Origin of the sequence: Nocardiopsis sp. RV163, from assembly GCF_001029525.1 — a bacterium.
In the GTDB taxonomy this organism is placed as follows: domain Bacteria; phylum Actinomycetota; class Actinomycetes; order Streptosporangiales; family Streptosporangiaceae; genus Nocardiopsis; species Nocardiopsis dassonvillei.
This window is the reverse complement of record NZ_LEKI01000146.1, coordinates 1-14,611: the sequence shown is the minus strand read 5'-3', so window position 1 is coordinate 14,611 and position 14,611 is coordinate 1. Positions and strand designations below refer to the sequence as shown.

The window sequence follows — 14,611 nt, the reverse complement described above, 5'->3', positions numbered from 1 at the left end:
CACGCGCCCTGGACCGGGCCCGCCTGCTCCGCCCGGGCCACGACCGGCCCGTCAGCGTCCGGTCCTGGCTGGCGGACCTGTCCGGCGGAGCCGAGGACTGGTGGCGGGACAACCGGCCCCACCCCGTGCGCAGCCCCGCCTACGTCCGGGCCGTCGCCGCCGTGGACCTCTCCCTGCCCGACGGCCTGCCCCCCGGCGGCCGGGGCCTGTCCGCCCGCGCCCGCGACTGGGAGCGCCGCGCCGCCGCACGCCTCTCCCTGGTCCTGGTCTCCTCCTGGCTGGCCGAGGCCGCCCGCCCGCCGCGCGCCGAGCGGGACGGGGGACGCCCCGGGTGAGCGGCGAGCCAGCTCCGCCCGGGCTGCTGTGGGAGGTCACCCTGCGGCTGTGCCTGCTCTCCGACACCCACATCGGGGCGGCCCGGGCCGGGCCCCGCCACGCCGCCGGAGACGACGTGGACCTGCACGTGGACCGCGATCCGGTCACCGGTGCGCCCCGCCTGCGCGCCACCACCCTGGCCGGGCTGCTGCGCCACGAACTCGCGGCCCGCACGGGCGACCCCGACGACGTCCGCGCCCTCACGGGGTCGGCGGAGTCCGAGGCCGCGCCGGGGCAGGGGGCCGCCGCGAGCGCGTTGGACGTGGACGACGCCCGAGCCGAACTCCCCGAGGACACGGCGGTCGCGGTCCGCACCGGCACCCGGGTGGACCCGGCCGCGGGCACCGTCCGGCCGGGCCGCGCGTGGCGGTGGGAGATCCTGCCCGCGGGCACCGTGTTCACCGCCCACCTGCGCCTGCGCGTCCCCGCGCCGGCCGACGAGGCCCGCCTGCTCACCCTGCTGCTCCTGGCCTGCGACGGACTCTCCGGACCCGACGGGCCCGGGCCCGGCATCCGCGTGGGCGCGCGCACCGGCCGCGGCTACGGCGCGGTCCGCGCCACCCACTGGTCGGCGCGCCGCCACGACCTCACCGACGAGCGCGGCTGGTTCGCCTACCACGCGCGCTCCTGGGCCCGGCGCTGGGAGGAGGGCGCCGACGCGCTCGCCGACGCCCCAGCCGACCTGGCCACCGCCCTGACCGAGGCCCTGCGCGCCTGCGGACGCGGGTCCACCGCCGCCCACGCGCTCGCCCGCGCGCACCGGCCCGACCGCCGCCACCGCGCCGAACTCCACCTGACCCTGGCCGTCGCCGAGCAGCCCGACCCCACCGCCCCGCCACCGCGCGAACCCAGGCCCGGCCTGCTCCTGGTCGGCGACGTCCCCGCCCCCGAACGCCTGGGCGAGGCGGACCGGGCGCACCGCCACCGCCCCGACGTCACCGACCCGGACAAGGCCGCCGTCCAGCCCGCCCCGGTCCTGGGCGACACCGCTCTGTTCGCGCTGTTCAAGAGGGTCGGCGGCCGACTGGTCCGGGACGCGGCCGAACACCTGGGCGCCGGGCCGGACCGGTGGCGCGACTGGCACGACCACTGGTGGGGCGCCGACACAGACCGGCGCGGCCTCGCGCGCCCCGCCCGGATCCAACTGCGCACCGTACCCGTGCTCACAGGCGGAGCGCCCCTGACCGCCACCCGGCTGACCGTGGACTCCCTCTTCGGCGACGCCGTGGACGGCCGCCTGTTCACCACCGACCTGCACTGCGGCGGCAGCGCCGAAGCGGTCCTGGACGTGCGCGAGCCCGACGACGCAGTCCGCGGCCTGCTCGCCCTCCTCGTGCGGGAGCTGGCCACGGTACCCTTCGACACCCTCGGCGCGGGCGCCGGAACCGGGAACGGGCGCCTGACCGCCACCCGCGCACTCCTGACCACCCACCCCCCGGGCGGGGGGCCGCCGGAAACGGTGGACCTGGCCACCGCCCTGTTCACACCCGACAGCGGCGACGCGGTCGCCGCCCGCGGCTGGCTGGCCGCCCTGCGCGCCGCGCTCGCCCCCGCGCCCACGAAGGAGGATCCCCGGTGAACCACGAGCCCCCGCGCCCGCACGGCCTGGCCGTGCGCCGCCTGACCGCCGCGCAGGTCGACGGAGTCCTCGACGACGTCTTCGTCCGCGGTCTCCGCTGCCGCCTGCTCGACACCGGCGTTCCGCACGTGCCCGGCGCGCCGGACCGGCCGCAGTGGCTGCTCGCCGAACTCGGCGACGGCCGCGTCACCGGCGCCTGCCCGGGAGCGCGGTGGCGCCGCTCGGACCAGCCGCCCACCGCCCACCTGTCGGCCGCGCCCCCGGGCCCCGCCGACCGCTGGCGGGTCCTGGAGGTCCTGGTGTTCGGTCCGCACGCGCAGATCCGGCTCGGGGAGGGCGCCGAGGCCGGGTGGATCAGCGCGGACGCCCCCGGCGACCTCCCCGAGGAGCTGCGCCCGCGCGAGCGCTCCCTCCTCCTCCAGGGCTGGAACGGCCCCTCCTCCAGCCGTGTCCTGGGCGGCGCGGGTCCCCTGTCGGTGACGCGGGAGCCCTCCGGCGCACAGGCGGTGCTCCCGGTGGCGTGGACCGACTTCTCCGGCCGCCTCCGCCCCGTGCCCGGCGCCGGAACCGCCCTGGAGAGCACGGGCACCTGGCTTACGGTGCGCGAGTACTGGGCGCAGGACCCCGCGACCGGCGCGGTGGGCGTGGCCTTCCACCGGCTCACCGGGATGCGGTCGGGGGTCAAGCCGACCGGGCCCGAGTTCGACGTGGGCACCGGTGACGAGATCCGGCGGGAGGAGCGGCCGTGGTGAGCCCCGGTGCGTGCGGCGGCGCGCCGCGCCCGCGGGCGGGACGGTTCCACGCCACCGCGCCCTACGGCCTGGTCAGGATCGCGGACACCCCCGTGCCCGCCGCCGACCTGCACGGCGGCCTTCCCACCGAGGACCTGCTGCGCAGCCACGACCGCACGGTGGCGGGCACCCACTCGGGGTGGATCGACCTGACCCTGACCACGCTCACCCCCACCTTCGTGGGCCAGACCCTCGAACGCGGGCGCGTGAACGCCTCCATCCGCTTCCCGCACGGCGACCGCCACCTGCCCGCCGTCCCCGGCTCGACCCTGCGCGGCCTGGTCCGCAACACCGTGCGCATGCTCACCAGCGGCGAGACCGGCCCCGTCAACACCCCGATGCTGTTCTTCCGCGCGCCCGTGCGCATCGACCCCGACAGCGCCGACAGCGCCCTGTCCGCGCGCGCCCGCAGGGTCATGGCCCACCAGCACTCCCAGTACCGCAGGCGCCGGTCCGGGCTGCGCACCAAGCAGGGGTTCCTGTTCCACTCGCCGTCCGACGAGCGCTGGTACGTGGTCGAGGTCCCCGCCACCGCCCTGTCGGGCGAGCCGGGCCAGGCGCTCAAGGTGCCCTTCACGGTCCTGCGCGAGAGCCTGCGCACCTGGGACTTCGGCGTCGACGACTTCCCCGACCCGCCCAGGGGCAACGCCTACGTCCCCACCACCCACGAACAGCACGGAAGCCTCCAGTACCGGTGGGTGCACGTCGTCCACCTGCCCGGGGAACGGCGCGTGGCCGCCGTAGCACCCACCGGTGAGGAGGCCCGCGCCTACCTGGACGCCCGGGCCGAGGGCGCCCGGGGCCCGGACGGGGGAGGGGTGGTGCGGGCCCTGGTGGTCCTGACCGGGGTCGCAGCGGGCGAGCGCCGCAACGCCTACCTCTTCCCCCGGCCCGCCGACCTGGGCGCACGCCTGCGCGTCCCGGAGGCCATGGTGGAGCTGTTCGAGTCGGCCGAGCAGGTCACCGGCTACCAGCGCGCCGCCTTCCCCGACACACTGGGCACGAGCGCGGCCGACCCCGTGCGCGAACCGGTCGCCGGGGCCGGCGGAGGGGGCCTGCCCCGGCGCGGGCTCGAACCGGTCTGGTTCGACCTCGACGCGTCCGGGGCGGTGGTCTCCTTCGGCCGCTCCGGCGGCTACCGCATCGCCGTCAGCGACGACAACCCGGTCCGCCGCGCCCTGCCCGCACCCGTCCTGGGCCCCCAGCACGGAGACCCGGAAGGGGCCGCCCGGGCGGGACGCACGGTGGACGTGTGCCGGGCCCTGTTCGGCGACACCGACACCTTCGCGGGCGAGGCGGGGGCGTCCAAGGGCCGGGTGTCCTTCGGCAGCGCGCTGAGCACCGACCCCGACCCGGACTACCCCGACGGCGCGGCCCTGCGCGTGCAACTGCTCTCGCCCCAGCGCGGCTGCTTCGCCAACTACCTGATCCAGGGCCCCGACGCGGCCTCGGGGGACCGGCCCGACATCATCACGTGGGCGCACGAGGGCCTGGTCCGGCTGGGCGGGTACAAGGTGTACCTGCACCGGCACCGCGCCGCCCCGGGCGGACCGGTGCGCTACGACGCCCGAACCCAGGAGGAGCTGGGGCTGACGGTACTGGCGGCGGGGTCCCGGCCCGAACCGCCCCGCGACACACAACGCGACGTCGTCCCCCTCCGCGACGGTCTCACCTTTCGCTCACGTATCACCTTCACCAACCTCACAGACGGCGAACTCGGTGCGCTGCTGCGTGCCCTGCTGCTGGACAACCCCGCGGACGGGGGCGACCCCGCCGACCCCGAGCACGCGCACAAGATCGGCATGGGCAAGTCGCTGGGCATGGGCAGCGTCCACCTGCGCCCGGAGCTGTACCTGGTCGACCGGCGCGCCCGCGCGCTGTCCCTGGATCCGGGCGCCGGGGTCGTGCGCGCCGGGCGGGAGCGGGTCCGGGGGTTCCTGGACGCGTTCGGCGCCGCCCTTGCGGCCAGGCGCCTGCCGGGCGAGCCAGCGCCCGGGCGCTGGCGGGAGGTGGACCAGGCGGTGGACGTGTGCCTGGCCAGCCGGTGGCGCGGCCGCCTGCCCTGGGAGGCGACCGCGGTGATGTCGCTGCGCGAGTTCGCCGAGTACCCGGTGCTGCCCCCGCTCACACGGCGGTTCCGCGACGCCGGGAGGCCCGGAGGGGGGTGAGGCAGGGCGCGGAGGCGCGCCGGTGGCCGCCCCGTCCGCCCTCTTCCCGGGGCCGCGGGGAAGAGGGCGTCACCTCACGGGCGTCCGCCGACGGCCTCGGCCAGCGCCTCCAGCAGGTCCGCGCGCAGGTCGGGGTCCTCCTGGGCACCCGTCCACAGCGCCGGGGCGGGCTCCTGTTCCAGCAGCGCGCACAGCAGGGCGTCGAGCGCGCCCGGGGGGTCGGCCTCGAACTCCTCCCGCGCCTCCTGGGCCCGCACCGCCAGTCTCCGGGCGGTGCGCTCCAGCCAGGCGCGCTCCGAGGCGTTCAGCACCTCGCGCCGCCGCGAGGCGTCCTCCTCGGGTTCGGGGGCGTCGGGAACGGGGGAGTAGGGCGCGCTGCGCGCCCGCCCCCGCGCCCGCTGCACCAGCCGGAAGTGGAGAGGCATGTCCACCGCCATCCGGCCCAGCACGCCGGTGAGCCTGCGGGCGACGTCCTCGCCGCTCATACCGGGCAGCAGACCGCGCAGCAGCAGGCGGCGCCGCTGGTCGGGGGTGCGGCCCGCGTCCGCGTCGCGCCCGGAGGCCAGTTCGGCCAGCTTGCGCAGCAGGTAGTCGCCGGTGGCGGTGGAGACCATGGGCGGTTCCCCGGACGCGGTCAGCACGCGTCCGCGCAGGTCGGCGACGGGCACGGCGCTGCCGTCCTCGGTGAAGGAGACCGCCTCGCCCGGGTGCACGTCCTCGGGCAGGTCGGCTGCGGGGTTGCCCCAGCCCGCGGTGAGCACCAGCATGGCCAACGCCTCCTGGTCGACCACGTCCGCGGCGACCCGGGCCACGTCGCGGCGCTGCGCCCAGCGGCGCGGGCGCTCGGAGAACGCGCAGCGCACCCGGCCGTCGGAGGAGGCCTGCGGATAGACACGGCGCAGGTTCTTGTAGGAGCGGTCCCGGCGCACGTCGTCCAAGGCGTCGCGCAGCCGGTGCGCTGCGGTGCGGTCGACGGCGGTGCCGTCGGGAACGGCGCGGCGCATGCGCACGGCGATGACGCCCTCGGGTTCGCCTCCGTGCACCGGGCACGGGCAGTGCTCGGCGCACAGGTCGACATAGTCGCCGAACTGTTCGGAGTGACCCGAGCAGCCCTGCGCGGTTCCGTCCGCGGAGCACGGACCGCACCCCAGAACGCGCGTGAAGGCGCGCAGGAAGGCGGCGGAGCCGAACAACTCCCAGGCGGAGCAGTGGTGCGTGCTCACGAACTCTTCTCCCCGGTGGTCCGGGGCCGGGACGCTTCCCCAGCCCTCCGGGAAAGCGCGTGAGAGAACGCGAGACCTCAGGTGACACCCCCGCGTCAACGGGAGGTCGCCTATCAAATTAGGCCCGCAGAGAGGGAAATGTCAATTGTCGGACTCCTGTGCCAAGCAGTGTGGAGTCCTGTAAACGAGTGCAAAATGGATATCGTTCACAATGGGCTCAACATTCACGGATTTTTCGGTCCGGAGCCTTCTCCGGAGGGCTCGTGCTGTGTCCGAGAGACTGCGGTGAGGGCGCGGCGCCGCCGGACCCGGCGGTCAGTCCGGTCGGCGGGGAAGCGAGAGGAACGGAGGTCGCCGGATGCGGGTGGTCAACCTGACGCCGCATGTGGTGACAGTCGTGGACGAGAGGTCGCGCGTCATCCGGCGCTGGCCCGGGTGCGCCCGACCGGCCCGGGTGGAGGCAGTCCGCGTACCCGTGGGCCTGGAGGTCGCCGGGGTCCCGCTGATGGCTGAGGAGCGCACCCGGGCCGACCTCCCCGAACCTCAGGAGGGCGTGTGGTTCATCGTCTCCTCCGTGGTCGTCTCCGCGCACCCCGAACGCCGCGACCTGCTGGTCCCCTCCGACCTCGTGCGCGACGGCAGCGGCGTGGTCACCGCCTGCCGGTCCTTCGTCGTCAGCGGCGCCCCGGTGCGGCTCGGCCCCCGTCCCCGGGACGCGGGGGCGGTGTCCGAGGAGGCGGTGGGGGCCTGAGCAGTGGTTTTTGGACCTCCGCTCCGTCCCGTCCCACCCGTAGCCCGCCGCCGCCCTCAACCGACGCCTGCGGCGCAGTTCCCCCACGGGTCCCGTCTCCGGCCCCTCCAGAACCCCGTGGGCGCCCGAACCAGCCCCCACAAGCTGATACCGGTTCGAAGAACAGACCCCAGAACCGACCAGGAGCGTCGCCGGTGTGCCGCGAGCGCCCCTGACCCGCGATCGGCGCGAAGCGGCGCCGCCGGCCCCGGGCGCTGGAGAAACGGGGTCCCACCGCATAGCGTGGTCGTCCGACGCCCCCTCCCGGAGAACAGGACGCCGTGGACAGCCCCCGTGCCGCCGTCGTGCTCGTCGGACAGAACCCCACCCCCGCGCTGCTGTCCTCGCTCACCCTGCGCCCCGACCACCTGGCCCTGGTCGCCAGCGACGGGACCCGGTCGCTGGCCCGACGCGTGGCCGCCGCCGTGGAGCGCCTGGCCCGACCCGAGTCGGTGAGCGTGGTGAGCGTGGGGTCCGACCCGCACGATTTCGGCCCGGTCACCGACACCCTGGCCGCCCTGCACCGCGCCAACGGCGGCCAGCCCTGGTACCTGGACTACACCGGCGGCACCAAGGTGATGAGCGTGGCCGCGGCCCTGCTCCACGAGCGGGTCCTGCCGACGGACCGGCACCCCGCCTCCCGGCGCTGGCGCCACTACCTGGACGCGGTCAACGACCGGCTGCGCACCGCCGACGGCTCCCATCCGGGGCGTCCGCTGGTCAGCGACGGCGTCGACCTGCGCACCCTCGCCGCTATCCACGGCGCCCACTGGTTGGAGGACCGCGACCCCGAACCCGTGCGCCTCTTCGTCCAGGGCGGACGCCAGGCCCTCCAGGCGCGCTTTCCCGACCTGTCCCCGGCCGTACGGCGCGGCGTCGTCGCCGAGGGCCGGGTCCTGTCCCACCTGCTGCGCCACACGCGCCGCCGGTCCGACACCGAGGTCGTCGGGGCCCGCCAGGTCGCCGACCCCCGACACCCCGGGGGTTCGGTCGCCGACTTCGACGCCGTCCTGCGCCACCGCCACCGCGTGCTGTGCGTGGAGGCCAAGACCCGCCCCGAGGACGTCGTCGCACGGGCCGGGTGGACGGTGGCCAAGGCCCGCCGGGTCTTCGGCACCGCGGTGCAGGTGCTGTTCGTCCACTCCGGCCCCGCGGTCCCCGGGCTGCGCGAACGCGTCACCGCCTACAACCCCGCCCTGGCCGCCCGCAGCGTGCACGTGTGGAGCCTGGAGGACCTGCTGTCCCGGCTGACGTCGTTCGAGGACATCCGCGGGGCGTTCTTCCCGGGCCTGGCCTCCTCCGACGCGGACGCGACCCCGATGCCGGTACGCGCTCCCGGCCCGGCGCCGGGAGCCGGTCCGGACGGAGCCCCGGGTCCCCGCGGCCCAGCGCAGCCGGAGGCCCCCGGGCCCCCGCCGCCCGGTAGCCATCCCGGGCCGAAGGACGGACCCGTCCTGGTCACCTCCCTGGGCGGCAGCCGCCTGGGTACCCTCACCGCGGTGCACGCCCACCGGCCAGCCCGCGCACTGGTCCTGTCCTCCAGACAGAGCGTGCGCGACCGGATGCGCGACTCCGCCGCCCGGACCCTGTACGCCGTCGAGCACCCCGGAGCCCCGCCCGCCGACGCCGCCCTGCTCAGGGAGGCCGGGTACCGCGACCGGGTCCGCTTCACCCCCGACCCCGTGGACGGCTCCGACGCCGACGCGGTCGCCGCCGTCGCCCAGGACTGGATCGTCCGCGAACAGGGGGCCGACCCGCCGCCCCCGGTCGTCGCCGACATCACGACCGGCACCAAGGCGATGAGCCTGGGACTGGCCCTGGCCGCCCGCCGCACGGGCGCCTGCGCCGCCTACCAGCTCGCGCGCAGGCGGACCGTGGTCTGCCTGACCCACGGCGAACTGCCCCTGCGGGGCCGTGCCAGCGTCGACTGGCACCTGGTCCTGCCCGGGTACACGCCGCTGCCCGGAGCGGGGGACGGGGACGCCTCCCTGACCGGGAACGCCTGCCGGGCGGCTCATACCCAGGTGGACACCGCCCTGCTCGACGCCGCCCGCGCCGCCCTCGTGCGCGCGGCCAGCGGTCCGGTCCGGGTGTGGATGGACGCCTCCCTCACCGACCCAGAGGAGTGCCTGACCGCCCAGGAACGGCCCAGCCTGGTACTCACCTTCGACGACCGCGCGGTGGGCCTGACCGCGCCCGGCTGGCTGCGGCGACGCTCCCCCGGCGGGGAGGCGCGCCAGGTGGGCCGGGGGGCGTGGGCGCAGAGCGTGTTCGCCGCCACCGCCCACCTCGGCACCCGCTGCGACGTGGCGGGAACGGTGGTCGCCCTGACCCGGCCGGGAGGCGACGTCAGCCGCGCGGTCGAACTCGTGGACTGGATCGCCCACGCCGACCCGTCACCGCGCGGCGGGCCCGGCCGGATCGCCTTCGGCGACCCCCTGCGCCCCCTCGTGGCGGTCGCCTCCCCCGGCGCCCTGCCCGCGCTGCTCTACACCGACGTCAGCCTGCTCTGACCCGCCCCGGACACCGCCCGGCTACTCGGTCCGACCGTCTTTTCGCACGTCGGCGGTCCCGTCCCGGAGGTTGCGCGCACCCTCGCCGGGCAGGATGGGAGGGTAGGCGGACCGGGAAGCGTGAACGGAGTCGGCGGTGCGGTGGGGCGTGGGCGCCCACGGGCTCGGTGGGCTCATGGCGGTGGTGCTGGCCGCCGCCTGCTCTCCCGCCGCCGACGACCCCTTCCTCGGCCAGGACGTCGCCTGGCGGCCCTGCCACGAGAGCGGGCGGAGCACCGAACCGGCCGAAAGCGGCACCGGACCGGAGTGGCTGGAGAGCCTGGAGTGCGGCACGGTCACGGTCCCCCTGGACCACGACGAGCCCGGCGGCGCGACCCTGGACATCGCCCTGGTCCGCGCGCCCGCCAGCGGCCCGCCGCAGGAGCGCCTGGGATCCCTGGTCGTCAACCCGGGCGGCCCCGGAGCCTCCGGGGTCCGGGCCATGGACTCCCCCCTGTTCGGCGACGACGTCCGCGCCGCCTTCGACCTCGTCTCCTTCGACCCGCGCGGAGTCGGGGACAGCGGCGGCTTCGCCTGCGGGGACCGGCACGCCCTGGTCGGGGCACGCCAGGACGTGGCCGGGACCGACCCCGGCGACCTGGGCGCCGCCGAACTCCAACCCCTGGAGGACGCCGCCCGCAGATACGCCCAGGACTGCGCGCGGACCGTGGGGGAGGAGTTCCTGGCCCGCCTCGGCACCGTCCACACCGCCCGCGACCTCGACATCGTCCGCGACGCCCTGGGCGAGGAACGGCTGAACTTCGTCGGCCGCTCCTACGGCGCCCACCTCGGTGCCCTCTACGCCCACCTGTACCCCGACCGCGTCCGGGCGGCGGTCCTGGACGGCGCCGCGGCACCCGGCACCTCCAACGCTCGGGCCGCCGTCGAGCAGGCCGCCGCCCTCCAGAACACCTGGAACGCGTTCGTGGCCCACTGCGCCCGCGACGCGTCCTGCCCGTTCGCCGGAGCGGACCGCGCGCCCGGCTCCGGCGGCTCCGGTGCCCTCAGCGAGGCCGACGTCCGGGCGGCCGCGCTCCTGCGCGGCCTCGACCGCGCCCCCGCAGAGGCCGAGGGGATCCCGGTGGACGGGCGCACACTGACTGCCATGGTCGTCATGGAGCTGTACCGCGAGGACGGCTGGGACCTGCTCGCCGAAGTGTTCACCGCCCTCGCCGGGGACGACGCCGAGGGGACCGGACTCCACCTCGGGCGGCTCTACGACCGCACCTTCGGCGCGTACGCGCGGGCGGGCTCCGGCGAGGCCGTACCGGGAACGGAGCACCGGGACCCCGGCGCGGTGTTCACCGCGGTGAACTGCGCCGACCGCGCCGACCCGGTGACCGTGGAGGCCTACCGCGACGCCGCCGACGAGGCGGCCGACCTCGCCCCGCTCTTCGGCCCCGACCCCGTGTGGGACCACCTGCCCTGCGCGTACTGGCCCGAGACGGGGGAGGCCCCCGAGGCGACCGCGCCGGACGCGCCCCCGATCGTGGTCGTGGGCGCCGTCGGCGATCCCGCCACCCCCTACGCTTGGGCCGAGGACCTGGCCGAACGGATGGAGACCGCAACCCTGGTCACCTACGAGGGAGCCGGGCACACCGTCTACGGCACGGGCCGCAGTCCGTGCGTGGACGAGGCGGTGGACGCCTACCTGCTCACCGGCCGGGTCCCCGAACCCGGGCTCACCTGCCCAGGCTCCCGGGACTGAGGCGCACGGAACCGCGCCGCACCCGAGAACACGCGAGGGCCCCGGGGACGACGCGTCCCCGGGGCCCGTACGCCCGTCCGTCCCGTTCAGAGCTCGGCGGCCGCAGCCTCGTCCACCCAGAACACGGTCCGCTCCGCGCCGCGCGCACCGGCTACGGGGGCCTCGTCCACGCTGCCCCCGGCCACGCCCAGCCGCACGGCTTCGGCCTTGCCCTCGCCCGAGGCCAGCAACCACACCTCGCGGGCCGTGCGGATCGACGGCAGCGTCAGGGTGATCCGCCGAGGCGGGGGCTTGGGGGAGTCGTGCACCGCGGCCACCGACGCCTCGTCCTCGCGCACCCCCGGCAGACCCGGGAAGAGCGAGGCCACGTGCGCGTCCGGGCCCACGCCCAGCAGGCACACGTCGAACACGGGAACCGGCCCCCGGGCCCGCGCGGCCACCGCCAGTTCCCGGCCGTAGCGGGTGGCGGCGTGCTCGACGTGGTCGCCGTCCATGCCGTCGGAGGCGGGCATCGGGTGCACGTTGTGCGCGGGCACCGGAACGGCGTCGATCAGCGCCGCGCACGCCTGGGTCTCGTTGCGCTCGGGGTCCCTGTCCGGCAGGAAGCGCTCGTCGCCCCACCACAGGTGCACGTGCGACCAGCTGATCCCGGCCTCCAGGGCGTGGTCGCGCACCGCCTCCAGGGTGCGGATGCCGATCCCGCCACCGGTCAGCACCAGGTGGAAGTCGCGCTTGTCCGCCTCGGCCTGGACGATCATGTTCACCAGCTTCAACGCGACGCTGTCGGCCAGCGCCCCAGCGTCGGAGTGGCGGACGATCTCCGGTTCGCTCATCCTCGTGCTCCGCTTCCGGAGAGCAGCGGCTCCAGGTGCCGGGCCGCGCTCTCGTAGATCTCGTCGGGGTCCAGACGGCGCAGTTCCTCGGCCAGGGCCCCGGAGGCGGCGCGCCGCGACAGGGCCACCGTCTGGTCTGGCTGGCCGAACCGCGACAGCGTGGCCACCCGGCCGTCCACCCGGGAGATCGCGATGTCCCCCTGGTCGGTGGTCAGGCGGACCTCGGTCAGGCCGGGGCCGTGCGAGGTCTCGCGGGCCACCGGCACGTCCAGCCGGTCCGACAGCCACGCGGCCAGCAGTTCGGCGCTCGGGTAGTGCGACTCGGCCGTCACACTGGCCGAGGTCACCCACCCGCAGGGCTGGTCCATGGCGCTGGCCAGCAGCGAGCGCCACGGCGTCAGCCGGGTCCAGGTCAGGTCGGTGTCGCCCGGGCTGTAGTGGGACACCCGCTCCAGCAGGTCGCTCACCGGGTCCGGCGCGCGCAGCGCGTCGGTGATCCGGCGCTGGGCCAGGCGGCCGACGGGGTCGGCCGCCGGGTCGGCCGGGCCCACGCCCGGCCACCACACCACCACCGGCGCCTCGGGCACCAGCAGCGGGGTGACCACCGAGTCCGCGTGCTCGCCCAGCGGCCCGTACAGCCGCAGCAGCACCGCCTCGCCGGGGCCGGAGGTACCAGGGCGGCGGATCTCGGCGTCGATGGCCGGTTCGGCGTCGGGGTCGCGCCGCACCAGCGCCACCACGCGCGAGGGGTGCTCGCGGCCAGCCTCGGTCGCGGCGCGCACCGCGTCGTAGTGGTCGGCCTCGTCGGTGACGATGACCAGGGTCAGGACCATGTTCATGGCACCGCCGCCCACGCTGAGCCGCTCGGCCATGAGCGCCTCGGCGATCTTCGAGGTCGTGGTGCGCGGCAGGTAGAGCGTCATCGGTTCCTCCCGGCGGGGTCGTGTCTGGTCACGGGCGCCGCCACTGGCGTCCGTCCCTGGAGAGCAGCTGCTCGGCCGACTCCGGGCCCCAGGTGCCCGAGCCGTACTGCTCTGGCTGGCCCGCCTTGGCCCAGTACTCCTCCACCGGGTCCAGGATCCGCCACGACAGCTCGACCTCCTCCTGGCGCGGGAACAGCGGCGGGTCGCCGATGAGCACGTCCAGGATGAGCCGCTCGTAGGCCTCGGGGCTGGCCTCGGTGAAGGACTGTCCGTAGGCGAAGTCCATGCTCACGTCGCGGACCTCCATGCTGGCCCCCGGCACCTTGGAGCCGAAGCGCAGCGTCACGCCCTCGTCCGGCTGGATGCGCAGCACCAGGGCGTTCTGCCCCACCTCGCTGACGTCGGTGCGCGGGAACAGCTGCTGCGGAGCGGCCTGGAACACCAGCGCCACCTCCGTCACCCTGCGGCCCAGCCGCTTGCCGGTGCGCAGGTAGAAGGGCACGCCCGACCAGCGCCTGGTGTCCACCGCCAGCTTCAGCGCCGCGTAGGTCTCGGTCACCGAGTCGGAGGGAATACCCTCCTCCTCGAGGTAGCCGCGCACCGCCGCGCCTCCCTGCCAGCCCGCCGCGTACTGGCCGCGCGCGGTGCCCGTGGACAGGTCCTCGGGCAGCGACACCGACGCCAGCACCTTCTCCTTCTCCGCGCGCAGCGCGTCCGCGCTGTAGGAGATGGGCTCCTCCATCGCGACCAGGGCCAGCAGTTGGAGGAGGTGGTTCTGGATGACGTCGCGGGCCGCGCCGATCCCGTCGTAGTAGCCCGCCCGGCCGCCCACGCCGATGTCCTCGGCCATCGTGATCTGCACGTGGTCCACGTAGCTGCGGTTCCACAGCGGCTCGAAGAGGGTGTTGGCGAAGCGCAGGGCCAGGATGTTCTGGACCGTCTCCTTGCCCAGGTAGTGGTCGATGCGGAACACCGACGAGGGCGGGAACACGTCGTCCACCACCGCGTTGAGGTCCCGGGCGCTCTCCAGGTCGTGGCCGAAGGGCTTCTCGATCACCACCCGCCGCCACGGGCTGCCCCCGCCCTCGGAGACCCGGTCCTCATCGGGTTCGGCCAGGCCGCTCCGCTTGAGCTGCTTGACCACGGTGGGGAACAGCTTGGGCGGCAGCGAAAGGTAGAACGCGTAGTTGCCGCCGGTGCCGCGCTCGGAGTCCAGGGTGCGCACGCAGTCGGCCAGGCGGTCGAACGCGTCGTCGTCGTGCAGTTCGCCCTGGACGAACCGGACGCCCTCGCTGAGCTGGCGCCACACGTCCTCGCGGAACGGGGTGCGCGCGTGCTCGCGCACAGCCTGGTAGGCCTCGTCGGCGAAGTCCTGGTCCTCCCAGTCCCGGCGGGCGAACCCCACCAGGCCGAAGCCCGGCGGCAGCAGCCCCCGGTTGGCCAGGTCGTAGATGGCCGGCAGGAGCTTCTTGCGGGCCAGGTCGCCCGTGACGCCGAAGAGCACCAGCACGCTGGGTCCTGCGATACGTGGCAGTCTGCGGTCCAGGGCGTTGCGGAGCGGGTTGGGTACCGCTCCCGGCATCACCGGTTCTTTCAAGTTCCCGTCTTTCCTGTCGAGAGTGGCCGGTGGGACGCTGGGCGCCGCCCCCGCCGGGGGCGTGCGGGGGGG

The 14,611-nt window shown here is 75.8% G+C and carries 10 protein-coding genes and 1 pseudogene; 7 read left to right on the top strand and 4 right to left on the bottom strand.

The features are described from left to right. The 4 genes and pseudogenes from ABD54_RS21110 to ABD54_RS21095 form a co-directional block, all read left to right on the top strand. Positions 1–335, top strand: a pseudogene (locus tag ABD54_RS21110) (hypothetical protein); the annotation flags it as partial. After that, positions 332–1,954: an RAMP superfamily CRISPR-associated protein gene (locus ABD54_RS21105; RefSeq protein WP_047871260.1), complete on the top strand. Its 1,623-nt coding sequence runs from the start codon at positions 332–334 to the stop codon at positions 1,952–1,954. The pseudogene ABD54_RS21110 and the gene ABD54_RS21105, both read left to right, overlap by 4 nt. After that, positions 1,951–2,706: a hypothetical protein gene (locus tag ABD54_RS21100; RefSeq protein WP_047871259.1), complete on the top strand. Its 756-nt coding sequence runs from the start codon at positions 1,951–1,953 to the stop codon at positions 2,704–2,706. Before ABD54_RS21105 ends, ABD54_RS21100 begins: the two co-directional genes overlap by 4 nt. After that, complete coding sequence (locus ABD54_RS21095) at positions 2,700–4,913, top strand: TIGR03986 family CRISPR-associated RAMP protein (protein WP_047871258.1); 2,214 nt, start codon at positions 2,700–2,702, stop codon at positions 4,911–4,913. Before ABD54_RS21100 ends, ABD54_RS21095 begins: the two co-directional genes overlap by 7 nt. A gap of 74 nt (positions 4,914–4,987) precedes the next feature. Here the strand turns inward: ABD54_RS21095 and ABD54_RS21090 are convergent, their stop codons facing one another. After that, entirely contained in the window at positions 4,988–6,136 is a 1,149-nt protein-coding gene (locus ABD54_RS21090; protein WP_047871257.1) for a hypothetical protein, read from the bottom strand. A 358-nt stretch (positions 6,137–6,494) separates the two neighbouring features. Between ABD54_RS21090 and ABD54_RS21085 the strand changes: the two genes are divergently transcribed. From ABD54_RS21085 to ABD54_RS21075, 3 genes are all read left to right on the top strand, one after another. After that, positions 6,495–6,887, top strand: a complete 393-nt coding sequence (locus tag ABD54_RS21085) for a hypothetical protein (RefSeq protein ID WP_047871256.1) — start codon at positions 6,495–6,497, stop codon at positions 6,885–6,887. Positions 6,888–7,207: 320 nt separating this feature from the next. Further along, positions 7,208–9,439, top strand: coding sequence for a CRISPR-associated protein (locus ABD54_RS21080; RefSeq protein ID WP_047871255.1), 2,232 nt, complete (start codon positions 7,208–7,210; stop codon positions 9,437–9,439). Positions 9,440–9,614: 175 nt separating this feature from the next. Continuing rightward, the gene (locus tag ABD54_RS21075; protein WP_082166928.1) at positions 9,615–11,186 is read left to right on the top strand and encodes an alpha/beta hydrolase; all 1,572 of its coding nucleotides are present in this window, start codon (positions 9,615–9,617) and stop codon (positions 11,184–11,186) included. Positions 11,187–11,272: 86 nt separating this feature from the next. Here ABD54_RS21075 and pgl read toward each other — a convergent pair whose 3' ends face one another. Genes pgl through zwf form a run of 3 tightly spaced genes read right to left on the bottom strand, consistent with a single transcriptional unit; the run spans position 11,273 to position 14,524 of the window. Beyond that, positions 11,273–12,019 (bottom strand): 6-phosphogluconolactonase, encoded by a 747-nt coding sequence (gene pgl, locus ABD54_RS21070; RefSeq protein WP_047871253.1) that lies wholly within the window; start codon positions 12,017–12,019, stop codon positions 11,273–11,275. Then, positions 12,016–12,942 carry a glucose-6-phosphate dehydrogenase assembly protein OpcA gene (locus ABD54_RS21065; RefSeq protein WP_047871252.1) on the bottom strand — a complete coding sequence of 309 codons (927 nt, stop codon included), beginning with the start codon at positions 12,940–12,942 and terminating at the stop codon, positions 12,016–12,018. Before ABD54_RS21065 ends, pgl begins: the two co-directional genes overlap by 4 nt. 28 nt (positions 12,943–12,970) lie before the next feature. Continuing rightward, positions 12,971–14,524, bottom strand: a complete 1,554-nt coding sequence (gene zwf, locus ABD54_RS21060) for a glucose-6-phosphate dehydrogenase (protein WP_047871251.1) — start codon at positions 14,522–14,524, stop codon at positions 12,971–12,973. Positions 14,525–14,611: the final 87 nt, after the last annotated feature.

Bases quoted from the DNA above. Each gene is read 5' to 3' on its own strand.
- ABD54_RS21085 (WP_047871256.1), top strand. From the start codon at position 6,495: ATGCGGGTGGTCAACCTGACGCCGCATGTGGTGACAGTCGTGGACGAG.
- ABD54_RS21075 (WP_082166928.1), top strand. From the start codon at position 9,615: ATGGCGGTGGTGCTGGCCGCCGCCTGCTCTCCCGCCGCCGACGACCCC.
- pgl (WP_047871253.1), bottom strand. From the start codon at position 12,019: ATGAGCGAACCGGAGATCGTCCGCCACTCCGACGCTGGGGCGCTGGCC.
- ABD54_RS21065 (WP_047871252.1), bottom strand. From the start codon at position 12,942: ATGACGCTCTACCTGCCGCGCACCACGACCTCGAAGATCGCCGAGGCG.
- zwf (WP_047871251.1), bottom strand. From the start codon at position 14,524: ATGCCGGGAGCGGTACCCAACCCGCTCCGCAACGCCCTGGACCGCAGA.